Source organism: Pseudomonas sp. ML2-2023-6 (assembly GCF_037055265.1).
Classification (GTDB): Bacteria; Pseudomonadota; Gammaproteobacteria; order Pseudomonadales; family Pseudomonadaceae; genus Aquipseudomonas; species Aquipseudomonas kulmbachensis.
This window is the reverse complement of the sequence record NZ_CP146347.1, coordinates 2,493,779-2,509,683: the sequence shown is the minus strand read 5'-3', so window position 1 is coordinate 2,509,683 and position 15,905 is coordinate 2,493,779. Positions and strand designations below refer to the sequence as shown.

Below are 15,905 nucleotides of genomic sequence, written 5' to 3'. Positions count from 1 at the left end.
TGCAGGACAGACTGAATCCGGCATAAAACCTGCGCGAACCGAGTCAGCGCAGCACAACTTTTAATGCAATCGCTTGCGACACATCAATTGAGCCAGTTTTGCCGCATCCGGACGTTCAATCACACCCTTCTCGGTCACGATTACGTCAATCAGGTCGGCCGGGGTTACATCAAAGACCGGATTAAACACCTGCACATCGGCACCCACCCGCTTGCCGCCCACTTCCAGTAACTCGCGACCGTCGCGCTCTTCAATCGGAATGTCATCGCCCGTAGCCAGGTCCATATCAATGGTCGAACTCGGGGCCACCACCATAAAGCGCACGCCGTGGTGCATGGCGTTTACCGCCAACTGGTACGTCCCGATCTTGTTCGCCACATCGCCATTGGCGGTGATTCGGTCAGCCCCCACGATCACCCAGGTCACGCCCTTGGTTTTCATGATGTGTGCCGCTGCCGAGTCGACATTAAGCACCACCGGGATACCTTCATTGGCCAGCTCCCACGCAGTCAGGCGCGAGCCCTGCAGCCAAGGACGGGTTTCGTCGACATAGACTTGCTCGATCATGCCCTCCAGCCAGGCGGCACGAATAACGCCCAACGCCGTACCAAAGCCACCTGTGGCCAGCGCTCCAGTGTTGCAGTGGGTCAGTACGGCCTGAGCGTTGCCTTGGTGGCGGCGGATTACATCAACCCCCAATTGCGCCATCGTCATATTGGCCTCACGATCACTCTCATGAATAGCCACAGCCTCAGCTTCAAGCACCTGTAAAACATCAGCCCGAGTCTTGCTTCGGGCCAATCGATCTCGCATGCGATTCAAAGCCCAAAACAGATTCACCGCCGTTGGGCGCGAACCTGCCAGCAGGGTGAAGTCCTCCTCCAGCGCCGCTACCCAGTCGCCGCCAACAGCTTTGCGCGCACGTGCGGCCAGCACCACACCATAGGCCGCCGTGATACCGATCGCCGGAGCACCCCGCACGACCATATCGCGGATCGCTTGAGCCACATCTTCGGCGCCGGTGTAAGCCAGCCATGTTTCTTCAAGGGGCAAGCTGCGCTGATCCAGCAGGTATAGGGCGTCATCCCGCCAATCGATGGCCTTAACTTTTTCCGCAGCCAACAGTCGATCGCGCATGCCTTCCCCTATTACCCAGAAACAAAGCTGCCGATTATAGCGAGCCCACCCTTAAGACGCTCGGGTATACTTCGCCTCCTTTTAAAACGCACTGGAAACTGTTTTCGATGCCGATCCCGACCGTGCCCCTGGACTTATTGCTGCTACCCACCTGGCTGGTGCCTGTCGAACCGGCCGGTGTCGTACTCAAGGATCATGGGGTTGGCATTCGCGACGGTCGCATTGTATTCATTGGGTCTCGCCAACAAGCCCTGAAGCTGGCTGCCAGCGAAACCCGCGAGTTGCCAGACATGCTGCTCAGCCCCGGGCTGATCAATGCCCACGGTCATGCCGCGATGACATTGTTCCGCGGCATGGCCGATGATCTGCCATTGATGACCTGGCTGGAGCAGCACATCTGGCCCGCTGAGACCAAGTGGGTCGATGAAGACTTCGTGCGCGACGGCACCAATCTGGCGATCGCCGAACAGCTCAAGGGCGGCATCACCTGTTTCAGCGACATGTACTTCTTCCCCAAGGTCGCCAGTGAGTGCGTTCACAACAGCGGCATTCGCGCTCAGATCGCAATTCCCGTTCTCGACTTTCCGATTCCCGGCGCCAGCAGCGCAGATGAATCCCTGCGTCAGGCCATCGAGCTTTTCGCTGATCTGAAGTACCACCCGCGGATCAAAATCGCCTTTGGGCCCCATGCGCCTTACACTGTCGGCGACGATAACCTGGAAAAAATCCGGGTAATCGCCGATGAGTTGGATGCAGCTATTCATATGCACGTACACGAAACCGCTTTCGAGGTGCATCAGGCTGTCGAGCAACATGGCGAGCGGCCCGTCGCCCGTCTCGCGCGCCTGGGCCTGCTGGGCCCGCGTTTCCAGGCCGTGCACATGACCCAGATCAGCGATGACGACCTGACAATGCTGGTAGAAAGCAACTCCAGCGTGATTCATTGCCCGGAGTCCAACCTGAAACTGGCCAGCGGTTTCTGCCCGGTGGAGCGTTTGTGGCAAGCCGGAGTCAATGTAGCGGTCGGCACCGACGGTGCAGCCAGCAACAATGACCTCGACCTGCTAGGCGAAACCCGCACCGCAGCCTTGCTGGCCAAAGCCGTTGCTGGCTCTGCCACCGCGCTGGACGCCCACCGCGCGCTGCGCATGGCAACGCTCAATGGCGCCCGCGCCCTGGGCATTGAAAGTGACACCGGCTCGATTGAAATCGGTAAAGCCGCCGACATGGTTGCATTTGACCTCAGCGGGCTGGCCCAGCAACCGGTCTACGACCCCGTCTCACAGCTGATCTACGCCACCGGCCGCGATTGCGTGAAGCACCTGTGGGTTGCAGGCAAGCAACTGCTCGATGATCGATGCCTGACCCGCATGGACGAGCAACAGCTCAGCGCCACAGCCAAGGCCTGGGGTGAACGCATAAGCGGCCATACTCATTGATTCAGTACCTTCGGGCCTGAGCCCGGAGTTTCACCAGATTATTAAGCTTTAGAGGATTTACCCATGAGCAACGTTGACCACGCCGAGATCGCTAAATTCGAAGCGCTAGCCCATCGCTGGTGGGACCGTGAAAGCGAATTCAAGCCGCTGCACGACATCAACCCACTGCGCGTCAACTGGATTGACGAGCGCGTGCAACTGGCTGGCAAAAAAGTCCTCGACGTCGGATGCGGCGGCGGCATTCTCAGCGAGTCAATGGCTCAACGCGGCGCCACCGTCATGGGCATCGACATGGGCGAAGCACCGCTGGCCGTGGCACAACTGCATCAGCTTGAGTCCGGCGTGAGTGTTGAATACCGCCAGATCACCGCCGAAGACCTGGCAGACGAAATGCCCGAGCAATTCGATGTGGTGACCTGTCTTGAGATGCTGGAGCACGTACCTGATCCAGCTTCCGTGATTCGCGCCTGCTATCGCATGGTCAAACCCGGCGGCCAGGTGTTCTTCTCGACCATCAACCGCAACCCAAAATCCTATCTGTTCGCGATTATCGGCGCTGAATACATCATGAAGCTGATCCCGCGCGGGACCCATGACTTCAAGAAGTTCATCCGCCCTTCCGAACTCGGTGCCTGGAGCCGCCAGGCCGGTCTGAGCGTTAAAGACATCATCGGCCTGACTTACAACCCGCTGACCAAACACTACAAACTGGCCAGCGATGTAGACGTCAATTACATGATCCAGACCCTTCGCGAGGAGTAACGCATGCGTTTAAGAGCAGTTCTTTTTGACATGGACGGCACCCTGCTCGATACCGCGCCGGACTTTATTGCCATCTGCCAGGCCATGCGCGCCGATCGTGATCTGCCGCCCATTGGCGACAAACTGATCCGCGATGAAATTTCCGGCGGTGCCCGCGCCATGGTGGCCGCGACTTTCAGCATGGACCCGGACGCACCCGGCTTTGAAGAACTGCGCCAGGAGTTCCTGGAGCGCTACCAGCGTGATTGCGCAGTACACACCAAGCTGTTTGATGGCATGGAAGAGTTGCTGGCCGATATCGAAAAAGCCCATTTGGTATGGGGCGTCGTCACCAACAAGCCAGTGCGCTTCGCACAGCCGATCATGGAGCGCCTGGGCCTGGCCGAACGCTCGGCGCTGCTGATCTGCCCGGACCACGTAACCAACAGCAAGCCTGATCCCGAGCCGTTGATTCTGGCCTGCAAGATGCTTGACCTAGACCCGGCCAGCGTCCTGTTTGTAGGCGATGACCTGCGCGACATCGAGTCCGGCCGAGACGCCGGGACTAAAACCGCAGCCGTGCGTTTTGGCTACATACACCCCGACGACAACCCTGATCACTGGGGTGCCGACGTGGTGGTCGATCACCCGGGCGAACTGCGCAAAGTGCTGGATAACGCAATGTGCAGCTGCTGACAAACGTCCGCTAACGATCTTCGATTTTTGTTGAGGTTTTTTATGTTTGATTATTCCGCCCGCCCCAACCTGCTTCAGGACCGGGTCATTCTGGTCACCGGCGCCGGTCGCGGCATCGGCGCTGCGGCTGCCAAGACCTATGCCGCCCACGGCGCAACCGTACTGCTGCTGGGCAAGACCGAGGCCAACCTGAGCCAGGTTTACGACGAAATCGAAGCCGCCGGTCATCCGCAACCGGCCGTCATCCCGTTCAATCTCGAGACCGCCCTGCCGCATCAATACGATGAACTGGCTGCCATGATCGAAACCGAGTTCGGCCATCTTGACGGACTGCTGCACAACGCCTCGATCATTGGCCCGCGTACGCCTCTGGAGCAGTTGTCAGGCGAGAATTTCATGCGCGTGATGCAGATCAACGTCAATGCCACGTTCATGCTCACCAGCACCCTGCTGCCCCTGCTCAAACTGTCGCAGGACGCCTCGGTGATCTTCACCTCCAGCAGCGTCGGACGCAAAGGTCGCGCCTACTGGGGCGCTTATGGCGTATCGAAATTCGCAACCGAAGGCCTGATGCAAACCCTGGCCGATGAAGTCGACAGCGTCTCTGCAGTACGCTCCAACAGCATCAACCCAGGCGCGACTCGCACCAGCATGCGCGCCCTGGCATATCCGGGTGAAAACCCCGAGAGCAATCCAGAGCCGGACGCGATCATGCCGGTTTACCTGTACTTGATGGGCCCGGACAGCACCGGAATTAACGGCCAAGCCTTCGACGCCCAGTAACATAGCGACAAACAAAAACCGCAGCCTGCATGTGAATGCAGCCTGCGGTTTTTTATGCGCTCAAAAAACGGCTAGCGGGGCTTCAGCTCTCAACCAGCTCCCTGCGCTCACGCACAACGGGGGCCTTGTCGAGCTGCAAGCAGCTTTGTAAAAACAAGTACATGTAATCGTAGCTCTTGCAAATTGCCTTGCGCAGCTCGGCAATCAGCTCCTGGCTCGGGTTCATCCCCGCCAGGGTACACACGATTTCCAGCGCTTCCCAAGGATGCTCATCATCATACTGAGCATGCATCTTCAGCCACTTCATCGTGCGTTTACGCCCCTCCAGCGGGAACGACTCTTCGTAGACAGTTTTTGAACACACCGCAGCCGCCCACTCACCCACGGCACCTTCAATCGCGTAGTTGGTAGCCGCCATGGCCACAGCCAGTGAGTCCGTCGCACAGGTATGCCAGCACCAATCGTTCAATGCCTGAAATTCCGCAGGTATGTCCTGTGCGTTCAACTCTTCAAGGCTCACGCCATGTGCCCGGGCCCAATATACCCAGTAGTCGGCATGGTTAAGTTCAACCCGGATATTGCGAATCAGCCAGCGGCGCGCCATGTCTTCACCCGGATGTTGCCCATAACGGGTTTTGCCAAGGTTACGACCCATATACAGCGAAAACTGCTCAACCACCGGCCAGCCGCCAATCAGGTACGCTCGCATGGCTCTGGGGCTTAGCGTGTTATCCCGCATGCGCCTGTAAATTTCGTGCCCGACTGCCCGGCGCTTGCTCTCGCTGCAGTCGCGAATCAGTTGCTGAGCCCACTGCGGGTAACTCGTCTCCTCCATTAGAGGCCCAGTACGGTTAAATACATCAATCACAATCCAAGTCCTTTTCGAGAGATGACTTTAAAGAATATGTAACCTGTCAACGCAGATTACCCGGCGACCTCAACGTCAAGGCTCTGGACCGTTTGGGCCGGTGCAACAAGCTATCAAAGGTAAACGGCTGTGGGCGTTGAACTATATAGCCTTGCGCATAATCAACCCCGATCTCGATCAATGCCTGTTCAATTTGTGTCGTTTCCACAAACTCGGCAATTGTGCGTTTTCCCATCACATGGCCAATATGATTAATAACTTCAACCATAGCCCGATTGATCGGGTCGTCCAGCATATCCTTGACGAAGCTCCCATCAATCTTCAAAAAATCGACAGGAAGATGTTTTAAGTATGCAAACGAAGACATGCCGGCACAAAAGTCATCCAAAGAGAACATACAACCCAATGACTTGAGATCATTGATAAACCGAATAGCACTGCCCAGGTTAGCGATCGCGCTGGTTTCGGTAATTTCAAAGCAGATCAGTTTGGGCGAGACGCCATAACACTTGAACTGCTCATGCAAAAATTCCAGGAAATCATCATCACCAATGGTCGATCCTGACAAGTTGATGGCACACATGGCCATCGGCTGCGCCCCTACCTGGGCCGTACACTCAGAAATGATTTTGAACACGTTTTCGACCACCCAGCGGTCTATCGAACTCATCAACCCATACCGCTCAGCAGCCGGAATAAAGCTGTCTGGATAAACTATTCGCCCGCTCTCATCCTGCAACCGCAACAGAATTTCGATGTGCCCGCCCCCCTCCGGCTCAGCCCCCAAGGGGGTGATTTCCTGCGAGTAGAGACAAAAACGGTTTTCTTCCAGCGCTACATGCAGACGCTGCACCCAAGCCATTTCACCAAATCTCAATGACAGTTCCGTGTCATCCAGATGATAGACCTGCACCCGGTTGCGCCCCTTTTCCTTGGCCATATAGCAGGCCATGTCCGCTGCACGCATCAGCGACTCAAGGGTTACCGGGGTTTGATGGATATGTACAAGACCAATACTGATGGTGCTCATGAACGGCCGCCCTTTCCAGGCGAAATGCAGGTTTTGCACCGCCTGACGCAGGCCTCCGGCGATTCTCTCGGCCATATCCACCGGGCAGTTTTCCAGCAGGATCCCGAACTCATCGCCTCCCAGGCGAGCTAACGTATCGCCTTCGCGCAACCCGGTTCGCAGCAGCACACAAACATGGCGCAACAGCTCATCACCCGCCGCGTGACCGCAAGTGTCATTCACCAGTTTGAACTGATCCAGATCGAGGAACATCAATGCATGCCGACCCTGTTGTCGCCCCAGGTTCTTCAGCACTGTCTCCAGGCGATATTCAAATTCGCGACGATTGGCCAGGCCCGTCAGTGCATCATGGGTCGCCTGCCAGGACAGATTGGCAATGTACCGGCGCTCTTGGGTCATGTCATGCAGCACCAACACCGCCCCACTCACCTCTCCAGCATGGACAATCGGCGCGCCCACCAACGTGACAGCAACCGTACTGCCATCCATGCGCTGGATCTGTCGTGAGTGATCGCGGCTATTACCCAATTGGCCACTGAGAAGCCGATCAATCAGTTTGAAGCCATCATCCTGGTCATTGTCGTCGAGCAACTTGAACAACGCCGCCAGAGTAACGCCGTGGGCCTGCTCGGACTTCCATTGAGTCAGTTGCTCGGCCGCCGGGTTCATGTAAGCAATCGCGCCCTTCTCGTCGGTCGCTATAACGCCGTCGCCAATAGACGCAAGAGTGATTTGTGCCCGTTCTTTTTCCAACTGCAAGGCTTGGGCAAATGCACGACTCTGGGCCAGAACTTTATGAGTACGCTTGAGCACCAGAAGAATCAGCCCCAGCGCCGTGACCAGGTTGATAACAACCAGTAACCGCCAAACAAAGCGTGAGCCTTCTCCCAGGGCATCACTGAAGGCCTTGGCTGCAGGCGCAATACCTTCATTGATGGCAAAAATACCGTCCGCCCAGCGTTTTGAGTCCGCATCAGTGACGTGACCGCCAAGCAGTGTACGGTGCATCTCTTGAGCCAGATTATCGAGCTGAACCAGGTAAGCATCGCCCACGGACCACTTCTCAATGGCCGTTTCCATATAACTTACGTGACGAAAGTAGCGATAAAACCAAATAATGCTGTCGGCATCTTCCGGGCTGTTGCCGCCTTGCAAAATACCTTCGCGAGCAGCTACCTCATCAGAGGGGGACTGATCCATCGCCAGACGCAACTTCTGATCGCCCTGAGGGATGCTTCTAGCCTGCTGATATTTATCGAAATAAGCTGGATCATGCGTATCGGAATACACATAGAGGAAGTAGATAGCGTCTTTTTGGGCCTTGGACCACAAACTTTCGCCCCCGACATAACTTCTTACTGCCGAGAGCATATACAGACTCACGCACCCCAATAACGCCTGGAAAAGCACGACTGCAATAAAGGGCCAAACAATACCCAACAAGCGTGGTGTCCCGTGGGGGTGTTTTGATTTCATGAGTTTCCTTGCTTCATGGCGTCAGATGAAAACCAGAGAGAAAATCTCACTACAGCTCAGCCTAGGCCAATTTTCGACGGCTTGAGCAACCACACATGCTCAACATCGTCAAAAAGCCTTCGCCCGAGCAATTCACCTCACTTAATACAAACCCATCAAGTTTGCTGAAGGTGCCCGTAGAGTTTGGCGTAAAGCCCGCCGTCTGCAATCAACTGCTGGTGATCACCCTCTTCGGCAATACGCCCGCCATCAAACACCAACACTCTGTCTGCCTGTTTTACCGCAGACAAGCGGTGGGCAATGATTAAAGTTGTACGCCCGCTCAAAAATTTTCCCAAAGCGTGATGCAGGTTGTATTCGGTGGCTGCATCCAGGGCACTGGTGGCCTCGTCGAGGATCACTACCTTGGGTTCGGCCAGCACCATCCGCGCAATTGCCAGGCGCTGACGCTGGCCACCCGACAAACGCACACCTGAACGTCCGACAATACTGTCCAGGCCCTGCGCCAGCGCACGAATGGTGCCATCCAGCTGTGCGATTTCCAGAGCATGCCAGCACGCCTCATCGGTCCGCTCACGGCCCATGGTCAAGTTAGCGCGCACGGTATCGTTGAACAGCGCCGGGTGCTGCAGCACCACCGCAACATGCTCGCGTATGGTTTGCAGGCCAATCTCGGGCTGGCTCGCGCCGGCAAAGCGGATGCTTCCCGACTGGGGCGTATACAACCCCAGCAGAAGTTGCACCAGCGTGCTTTTACCGCCGCCACTGGTGCCCACAATGGCCACTTTTTCCCCCGGCGCAATGGTCAGGTTCAAATGATCCAGGACCTTTTCCTCACCATAACTGAAGCTCAGGTCACGCACTTCAATACCGACTGTCTGGTTCCCGACAAACGGATTGGCTCCACCGGGATATTGCGGCTCGTCGCATCGCGCCAATAGTTGGTTGATCCGGGTCACGGCACCATCGGCGGCATAGAAGGCATATTGCAAATTAAGCAACTGCTCGACCGGTCCAATCATGAACCACAGGTAACTGAACACCGCGAGCATTTGGCCAATCGACAGGTCCGAAAACAGCACTGTCAGCATCGCCGCAGCGCGAAAAATATCGATACCGAACTGGAACAACAAACCGCTGGCACGATTTGATGCATCGGTCTTCCATTGCGAGGCCACAGCAAAGTCTCGAACTTCTCGCGCCCGCAGCCCCAAACGACCAAGGAAAAAACCCTGGCGATTACCTGCACGAACTTCCTGAATCGCGTCCAGGGTCTCGGTCAGGGCTTGGGTAAAACGCGCAGTGCTATCGTTTTCGAGTTTTTTAAGGTGTTTGACCCGCTTGCCCAGTTGCACCGTGGCGTAGATCACCAGCGGGTTAAACAGCAAGATCAACAGTGCCAACTGCCAGTGCATCCACAGCAAAATCGCCGAAGTCCCCACCAGTGTCAGCATCGCCACCAAAAACCGGCTCAGGGTTTCACCGACAAACTTGTCCAGGGTTTCGAGATCGGTGACCAGATGCGTGGTCACGGTGCCGCTGCCAAGGTTTTCATACTCGGCCAGCGAAATTCGCTTCAAGCGCTCAATCAAGCGCAAGCGGATGCGAAACACAATGTCCTTGGCCAACCGCGAGAACAGCCGAGCTTGCAGCACGTTAAACAACAGCGCCCCGCAACGCAGCATCAAGGTAATAACCAACATCAGGCCAATGTAGCCCGCTGCACTTTGCCAGGCAGCCGGTAGCCAGTGATTCATGATTTTCAGCGCAGCATCACCGTTGCCCAGCAACACTTCGTCCACCAGCAAGGGCAGGAGCAGGGGAATAGGGACACTGCACAGCGTAGCCAGCACGGCCACGCCGTTGGCAATCCACAGGGCTCTTTTATGACGCAGGGCCAGGCGACGTATCTCGGCCCACGTCAGACGGTCCGCCTTGGGGCCGGGCGGCACAGCAGCAGGATCAAACACGCGTGGCGCGTTCTAGCCAGCGAGCGAGCAGGTCAGATAACGGTCCAAGCGGCTGATAGCCATTAGTCAGCAACGCCAGTTGACCATTGCGCTCGGCGAGCAAGGTCGGAAACCCGGCAATCCCCAGGTCTTGCACCCAGGTAAAGTCGGCGGCGGTCGCTGCATGCTGCTGCGCCGTGTCAAACACGGCAGAAAACTCGATACGCGGCAACCCTGCTGTCTCAGCCAGTTCAACCAGCACACTGGCTTGGGTGACATCACGCCCCTGCTCATAGAAAGCCTGTTGAATCAGCTTCACCAGCTTCCAGGCGCAATCGGGGGCCAAGCTGCGAGCCGCCACCACGGCCCGACAGGCGGGCTCGGTGTCATAGACAAAACCGTCAGGCAAGGCGCCGTCGAACTTGAATGGCTGCCCGGTGGCGTCTGTAACTGCCTGCCAGTGTTCGAGGATATAGCGCCGGGTAGCAGGCTCAAGCGCCGAGCCACTGCCGGTGCGCAAACCGCCCACCACCAGATGCAACTCAACGCCTGCGGCCTGCGCCTGCTCAACCAGCGCCTCGGCGATGGGCGAGAAACCCCAGCACCATGAGCACATCGGATCCATCACATAGAGCAGACGTGCACTCATCTCAAACCTCGGCAGGTTTACGGTAGTTGTGGCCAATCGGGTGCGGCTGGTTACGCGCCTTGGCCAGATCGATCTGCTTTTGACGATCAATGGCGCTGCGACGGGTTTTTTCGCTCAGGGTGTCCCAGCAATGCGGACAGCTGATACCGGCCTGATAGTGTTCCGACTCGCGGTCCGCGATGCTGATCGGGGTGCGGCACGCATGGCACTGGTCGTACTCACCGGCAGTCAGATCGTGGCGTACGGTAACCCGGTTATCGAATACAAAGCAGTCGCCCTGCCACTTGGTTTCTTCCTGCGGCACCTCCTCGAGGTACTTCAGGATGCCGCCCTTGAGGTGGTAAACCTCGTCAAAACCCTGGCTGAGCATATAGCTCGAAGCCTTTTCACAGCGAATACCGCCGGTGCAGAACATTGCGACTTTCTTGTGCTTGGCCGGGTCGAAATTGGCTTTGATGTAGTCAGGAAATTCGCGGAAGCTGGTTGTTTTCGGGTCAATAGCGCCCTCAAACGTGCCGATCGATACTTCATAGTCGTTACGGGTGTCGATCAACAACACCTCCGGATCGCTGATCAGCGCATTCCAGTTCTCGGGGTCGACATAGGTTCCGACTTTCTTGTTCGGGTCTACGCCTTCTACGCCAAGGGTAACGATTTCTTTCTTGAGCTTGACCTTGGTCCGATAGAACGGCTGGTCATCGCAGTAGGATTCTTTATGGTCGATATCAACCATGCGTGGATCGGTCTTGAGCCAGGCCATCAGCCCGTCAATGCCTTCACGGCTACCGGAAACCGTGCCGTTAATCCCCTCTTCGGCAATCAGTAACGTGCCTTTGATGCCGTTATCGACCATTGCCGCGAGCAACGGCTCACGCAGGGCTACGTAATCTTCAAGGGTGACGAATTTGTACAGTGCAGCTACAACAACAGGCGCAGTCATCGTGTTTCTCCAGGTGGCTACCCTCGTAAAGGGTGAACCGGATGCAAAAAAAAACGCGCCGACTATGCGGCGCGCTGCGGATTCTAGCAAAAAGACGACTTAGTGCCCACCGCCGGCACAGGTCGGCGAAGCCGGGGGCGTGCCGATTTTTGCCCATTCATCAGGCGTATACGTGTGCAAAGCCAGCGCATGGAACTCGCCCATCAGATCACCCAAAGTGGCGTAAACCTTCTGGTGACGCTTGACGCTGTTGAGCCCGGCAAATTGCTCGCTGACCACCACTGCCTTGAAGTGGGTCTGTAACCCGCGACTGTGCATATGGCTTTCGTCCAACACGCTCAAGTGCTCGGGTTGCAATGCGCCAAGCGCCGATTCAATACGGTGTTGCATGCTCATTCAGGCTCCGCTTACTTCTTCTTGGCCGGGGCCGCTTTTGGCTCCAGCTCGGTAGTCATGTCTTCCAGCAGCTTGTTGACCACCGGCACTGCGCTTTCCAGCTTGGCCTGGGTCATTTGCGCCGATTGCTGAGTCAGCTGCGGCATTTTTTCCAGGACTTTCTTGCCCAGTGGCGACTGGTAAAACGCTACCAGATCCTTGAGTTCGGATTCGCTGAAGTTGGTGGTGTACAGCTTGACCATATCAGGCTTCAGCTTGTCCCAGCCAATGGCTTGGTCCAGAGCAGTGTTGGCCTTGGCCTGGTAGGTTTCCAGCAGGGCTTTCTTGGAGGCTGGCGCTTTGGTTTGCTCAAAACGCTGGGCAAACATCTGCTGTACTTGCATGTAAACCGGGGTACCCAGCTTGTCGGCATGAGCCAGTTTGAGGAACGTTTCAGCACTGGCAGCGTGACTGGCGGTATCGGCGAAAACCTGGCCGCTGGCGCAAACCAGAGCAACCGCTGTACAGATGGCGCGAAGACGGGTCATCGAGTTTCCTTTTCTAGCAAGCGAGGTTGAACCCCAAGGGCGGCCATTCTGCGCCTATTAAAGTCTGTCACTCAACCCCGAGTCTGATAGACGTTCTCATCATCTGACCAAAAGCATTAAAAACACCAGATTGAACCCCGGACGCAAACCAGCGCCTAAGCTGTCTGGTCAGACCTTTAGGAGAAAGAGCCGATGAGCCGTATCGAAACCGACAGCCTGGGTGAAGTCAGCGTGGCCGACGAGGCCTATTGGGGGGCGCAAACCCAACGATCGTTGATCAACTTCGCCATCGGCAATGAAAAGATGCCGTTGGCCGTGTTGCACGCTCTGGTACTGATCAAAAAAGCTGCTGCCCGGGTCAACAACCGCAATGGTGACCTGCCCGCTGATATTGCCCGCCTGATCGAGCAGGCCGCCGATGAGGTGCTTGATGGGCAGTACGACGATCAATTTCCGCTGGTGGTATGGCAGACCGGCAGTGGCACGCAAAGCAACATGAACGCTAACGAAGTTATCGCCGGGCGCGCCAACGAACTGGCAGGTAAAGGTCGTGGCGGCAAATCACCCGTCCACCCAAACGACCACGTCAACCGTTCACAAAGCTCCAACGACTGCTTCCCGACCGCCATGCATATCGCCGCCGCCAAAGCGGTGCATGAACACTTGCTGCCAGCAATTAGTGAGTTGGCTGGCGGATTGGCAGAGCTGTCGGCCCAGCACATGAAACTGGTCAAGACCGGCCGCACCCACATGATGGACGCGACTCCGATCACATTTGGCCAGGAGCTGTCGGCCTATATCGCGCAACTCGATTACGCCGAGCAAGCCATACGCTCGGCCATACCGGCGGTATGCGAACTGGCCCAGGGCGGCACGGCCGTAGGGACCGGGCTCAACGCGCCCCACGGTTTCGCAGAAGCGATAGCGGCTGAAATCGCGGCATTGTCGGGCTTGCCATTTGTCACGGCGCCGAACAAATTTGCTGCGCTGTCAGGTCACGAACCATTGACCACCCTCTCGGGTGCACTCAAAACCCTGGCCGTTACCTTGATGAAACTGGCCAATGACTTCCGCCTGCTGGGCTCTGGCCCACGTGCCGGGTTGGCCGAAATCAAACTGCCAGCCAATGAGCCGGGCAGCTCGATCATGCCAGGCAAGGTCAACCCGACCCAATGCGAAGCGCTGTCGATGCTGGCCTGCCAGGTAATGGGCAATGATGTCGCCATCGGCTTTGCCGCAAGCCAGGGCCACTTGCAACTGAACGTCTACAAACCGGTGATCATTCATAACCTGTTGCAGTCGATCAAGTTGCTGGGCGACGGTTGCAGCAACTTCCAAAAACACTGCGTGACCGGCCTTGAGGTTGACGCCGAAAAAATGGCCGAGCACCTGGAGCGCGGCCTGATGCTGGTGACTGCACTCAACCCGCACATTGGCTACGACAAGTCTGCCGAGATCGCCAAAAAGGCTTATGCAGAAGGTCTGACCCTGCGCGAAGCCGCATTGGAACTGGGTTATCTGACCGATGCAGAATTTGATCAGTGGGTACGCCCGGAGAACATGCTGGGGCCTGGCAAGCACTAAGAAAACTGTAGCAGCTGCCGAAGGAACGAGGCTGCGTTCGGCGGCGAAGCCGTCGTAAAACCTAAACTGGCGTTCTATCGGCTAAACCGCAGACTCAGGTTTTACGATTGCTTCGCAATCGGACGCAGCCTCGTTCCTTCGGCAGCTGCTACGCAAGATGAGAAGGTCTTTGTTTACTTCTTGTGCTTTTTGTCGCTCTTCTCGAAGGCGGCTTCCAGCGCTTCGTTGATGGTGCGCAACACCTTTACCCGCGCCCAGCGTTTGTCATTGGCTTCTACCAGCGTCCAGGGTGAAATCTCGGTGCTGGTACGGTCCACCATGTCGCACACCGCCTTGCGATACACATCCCACTTTTCGCGGTTACGCCAGTCTTCTTCGGTGATTTTGAAGCGTTTGAACGGAATCTCTTCGCGTTCATGAAAGCGTTCAAGCTGTACATCTTTATCAATCGCCAGCCAGAACTTGACGACAATCACCCCCGCATCGCGCAACTGTTCCTCGAAGTCATTGATTTCACCGTAGGCGCGCATCCAGTCAGCCGGAGTACAAAAGCCTTCAACCCGCTCAACCAGCACCCGCCCGTACCATGAACGGTCAAAAATGGTGAACTTGCCGCGCCCCGGAATCTGTCGCCAGAAGCGCCACAGATAAGGCTGTGCACGCTCATCTTCAGAAGGTGCAGCAATCGGCACGATACTGTACTGACGCGGGTCGAGTGCCGCCGCCACGCGCTTGATCGAACCGCCCTTGCCTGCCGCATCGTTACCTTCAAACACCGATACCAACGCATGGCGGCGCATCCGTTTGTCGCGCATCAACCCCGACAGGCGTGCCTGCTCGGTAATCAACTGCTCCTGGTAATCGTCTTTTTCCAGCTGCTGTGTCATATCCAGACAATCGAGCAGGCTCAAACCGTCCTGGACTTCAGCCAACGGCGCGACATGAGTGGCCCGGACTTTGGTCTTGGGCTCATTCAGCGCGGCTTGCAGACCTTCGAGCAAGATCTTGCCCACTGTCAGACTGCGGTAGTACGGATCGACACCCTCCACGATGCTCCAGGGAGCGTAGTCACGGCTGGTTCGACGAATCACACGCTCGCCAAATCGCACAAAGCGATCGTAAGTTTCTGACTGCTGCCAATCCAATGGACTGATACGCCAGCTATGCAACGGGTCATCCTTGAGTGCCTTGAGCCGGGCTTTCATCTGTTTCTTGGACAAGTGGAACCAGAACTTGAAAATTACCGCCCCTTCGTTGCACAGCATCTTCTCCAGACGCTCCGCACCATTGATCGCCTGATCGAGCACGGCATCCTTGAAGCGCCCATGAACCCGACCCTGAATCATCTGGCTGTACCAGTTGCCGAAGAGCACCCCCATGCGGCCCTTGGCCGGCAATTGCCGCCAGTACCGCCATGCAGGCGGGTGCGCCAGCTCCTCATCGGTCTGGCTATCGAAAGTACGCACTTCGATCAGCCGCGGGTCCATCCACTCATTCAGCAGTTTTACCGTCTCGCCTTTACCGGCGCCCTCAATGCCATTGATCAATACGATTACGGCAGAACGCTTCTGCTGATGGAGATCGTATTGCGCTTCAAGCAAAGCTTCGCGTAAGGCGGGAACTTCTCTGTCGTAGGTTTCTTTATCGATTACATGACCGATTTCAGCAGATTCGAACATGGAAAGCTCCC

The 15,905-nt window shown here is 56.6% G+C and carries 14 protein-coding genes; 5 read left to right on the top strand and 9 right to left on the bottom strand.

Features of this window, described 5'->3' with window-relative positions; genetic code table 11:
* Window positions 1–60 precede the first annotated feature (60 nt).
* On the bottom strand, window positions 61–1,137 hold the full coding sequence (mtnA, locus tag V6L79_RS11675) for an S-methyl-5-thioribose-1-phosphate isomerase (RefSeq protein WP_338580258.1): 1,077 nt from the start codon (window positions 1,135–1,137) through the stop codon (window positions 61–63).
* Between the two features lie 107 nt (window positions 1,138–1,244).
* Here mtnA and V6L79_RS11670 point away from each other — a divergent pair, with 107 nt between their 5' ends.
* The 4 genes from V6L79_RS11670 to V6L79_RS11655 all read left to right on the top strand — a co-directional run bounded on the left by V6L79_RS11670 (window position 1,245) and on the right by V6L79_RS11655 (window position 4,796).
* Window positions 1,245–2,576 carry a TRZ/ATZ family hydrolase gene (locus V6L79_RS11670; protein ID WP_338580257.1) on the top strand — a complete coding sequence of 444 codons (1,332 nt, stop codon included), beginning with the start codon at window positions 1,245–1,247 and terminating at the stop codon, window positions 2,574–2,576.
* Between the two features lie 63 nt (window positions 2,577–2,639).
* Window positions 2,640–3,338: a bifunctional 2-polyprenyl-6-hydroxyphenol methylase/3-demethylubiquinol 3-O-methyltransferase UbiG gene (gene ubiG / locus V6L79_RS11665; RefSeq protein WP_261741664.1), complete on the top strand. Its 699-nt coding sequence runs from the start codon at window positions 2,640–2,642 to the stop codon at window positions 3,336–3,338.
* Between the two features lie 3 nt (window positions 3,339–3,341).
* On the top strand, window positions 3,342–4,013 hold the full coding sequence (gene mupP / locus V6L79_RS11660; RefSeq protein ID WP_261741663.1) for an N-acetylmuramic acid 6-phosphate phosphatase MupP: 672 nt from the start codon (window positions 3,342–3,344) through the stop codon (window positions 4,011–4,013).
* Window positions 4,014–4,055: 42 nt separating this feature from the next.
* Complete coding sequence (locus V6L79_RS11655; protein ID WP_261741662.1) at window positions 4,056–4,796, top strand: YciK family oxidoreductase; 741 nt, start codon at window positions 4,056–4,058, stop codon at window positions 4,794–4,796.
* Window positions 4,797–4,878: 82 nt separating this feature from the next.
* On the opposite strand, the gene V6L79_RS11650 is transcribed toward V6L79_RS11655, so the two are convergent.
* The 7 genes from V6L79_RS11650 to V6L79_RS11620 all read right to left on the bottom strand — a co-directional run bounded on the left by V6L79_RS11650 (window position 4,879) and on the right by V6L79_RS11620 (window position 12,631).
* Window positions 4,879–5,664 (bottom strand): TenA family transcriptional regulator, encoded by a 786-nt coding sequence (locus V6L79_RS11650; RefSeq protein WP_261741661.1) that lies wholly within the window; start codon window positions 5,662–5,664, stop codon window positions 4,879–4,881.
* 46 nt (window positions 5,665–5,710) lie between these two features.
* Window positions 5,711–8,170, bottom strand: coding sequence for an EAL domain-containing protein (locus V6L79_RS11645; RefSeq protein WP_338580256.1), 2,460 nt, complete (start codon window positions 8,168–8,170; stop codon window positions 5,711–5,713).
* A 155-nt stretch (window positions 8,171–8,325) separates the two neighbouring features.
* The gene (locus V6L79_RS11640; RefSeq protein WP_338580311.1) at window positions 8,326–10,122 is read right to left on the bottom strand and encodes an ABC transporter ATP-binding protein; all 1,797 of its coding nucleotides are present in this window, start codon (window positions 10,120–10,122) and stop codon (window positions 8,326–8,328) included.
* 10 nt (window positions 10,123–10,132) lie between these two features.
* Window positions 10,133–10,768, bottom strand: a complete 636-nt coding sequence (locus V6L79_RS11635; protein WP_321836094.1) for a DsbA family protein — start codon at window positions 10,766–10,768, stop codon at window positions 10,133–10,135.
* A 1-nt stretch (window position 10,769) separates the two neighbouring features.
* Window positions 10,770–11,708: a rhodanese-related sulfurtransferase gene (locus V6L79_RS11630; RefSeq protein WP_261741658.1), complete on the bottom strand. Its 939-nt coding sequence runs from the start codon at window positions 11,706–11,708 to the stop codon at window positions 10,770–10,772.
* 99 nt (window positions 11,709–11,807) lie between these two features.
* A complete protein-coding gene (locus V6L79_RS11625) occupies window positions 11,808–12,104 on the bottom strand; it encodes a BolA family protein (protein ID WP_338580255.1) in 297 nt (98 codons plus the stop codon).
* Window positions 12,105–12,115: 11 nt separating this feature from the next.
* Window positions 12,116–12,631: a DUF2059 domain-containing protein gene (locus V6L79_RS11620; protein ID WP_261741656.1), complete on the bottom strand. Its 516-nt coding sequence runs from the start codon at window positions 12,629–12,631 to the stop codon at window positions 12,116–12,118.
* 192 nt (window positions 12,632–12,823) lie between these two features.
* Here V6L79_RS11620 and V6L79_RS11615 point away from each other — a divergent pair, with 192 nt between their 5' ends.
* Window positions 12,824–14,215, top strand: a complete 1,392-nt coding sequence (locus tag V6L79_RS11615; RefSeq protein WP_261741655.1) for a class II fumarate hydratase — start codon at window positions 12,824–12,826, stop codon at window positions 14,213–14,215.
* A gap of 173 nt (window positions 14,216–14,388) precedes the next feature.
* Here the strand turns inward: V6L79_RS11615 and pap are convergent, their stop codons facing one another.
* On the bottom strand, window positions 14,389–15,894 hold the full coding sequence (pap, locus tag V6L79_RS11610) for a polyphosphate:AMP phosphotransferase (RefSeq protein WP_338580254.1): 1,506 nt from the start codon (window positions 15,892–15,894) through the stop codon (window positions 14,389–14,391).
* Window positions 15,895–15,905 lie beyond the last annotated feature (11 nt).

Excerpts from the sequence above, each read along its gene's own strand:
- pap (WP_338580254.1), bottom strand. The coding sequence starts at position 15,894 with ATGTTCGAATCTGCTGAAATCGGTCATGTAATCGATAAAGAAACCTAC.
- V6L79_RS11620 (WP_261741656.1), bottom strand. The coding sequence starts at position 12,631 with ATGACCCGTCTTCGCGCCATCTGTACAGCGGTTGCTCTGGTTTGCGCC.
- V6L79_RS11645 (WP_338580256.1), bottom strand. The coding sequence starts at position 8,170 with ATGAAATCAAAACACCCCCACGGGACACCACGCTTGTTGGGTATTGTT.
- mtnA (WP_338580258.1), bottom strand. The coding sequence starts at position 1,137 with ATGCGCGATCGACTGTTGGCTGCGGAAAAAGTTAAGGCCATCGATTGG.
- V6L79_RS11635 (WP_321836094.1), bottom strand. The coding sequence starts at position 10,768 with ATGAGTGCACGTCTGCTCTATGTGATGGATCCGATGTGCTCATGGTGC.
- mupP (WP_261741663.1), top strand. The coding sequence starts at position 3,342 with ATGCGTTTAAGAGCAGTTCTTTTTGACATGGACGGCACCCTGCTCGAT.
- V6L79_RS11655 (WP_261741662.1), top strand. The coding sequence starts at position 4,056 with ATGTTTGATTATTCCGCCCGCCCCAACCTGCTTCAGGACCGGGTCATT.
- V6L79_RS11625 (WP_338580255.1), bottom strand. The coding sequence starts at position 12,104 with ATGAGCATGCAACACCGTATTGAATCGGCGCTTGGCGCATTGCAACCC.
- ubiG (WP_261741664.1), top strand. The coding sequence starts at position 2,640 with ATGAGCAACGTTGACCACGCCGAGATCGCTAAATTCGAAGCGCTAGCC.
- V6L79_RS11615 (WP_261741655.1), top strand. The coding sequence starts at position 12,824 with ATGAGCCGTATCGAAACCGACAGCCTGGGTGAAGTCAGCGTGGCCGAC.
- V6L79_RS11630 (WP_261741658.1), bottom strand. The coding sequence starts at position 11,708 with ATGACTGCGCCTGTTGTTGTAGCTGCACTGTACAAATTCGTCACCCTT.
- V6L79_RS11670 (WP_338580257.1), top strand. The coding sequence starts at position 1,245 with ATGCCGATCCCGACCGTGCCCCTGGACTTATTGCTGCTACCCACCTGG.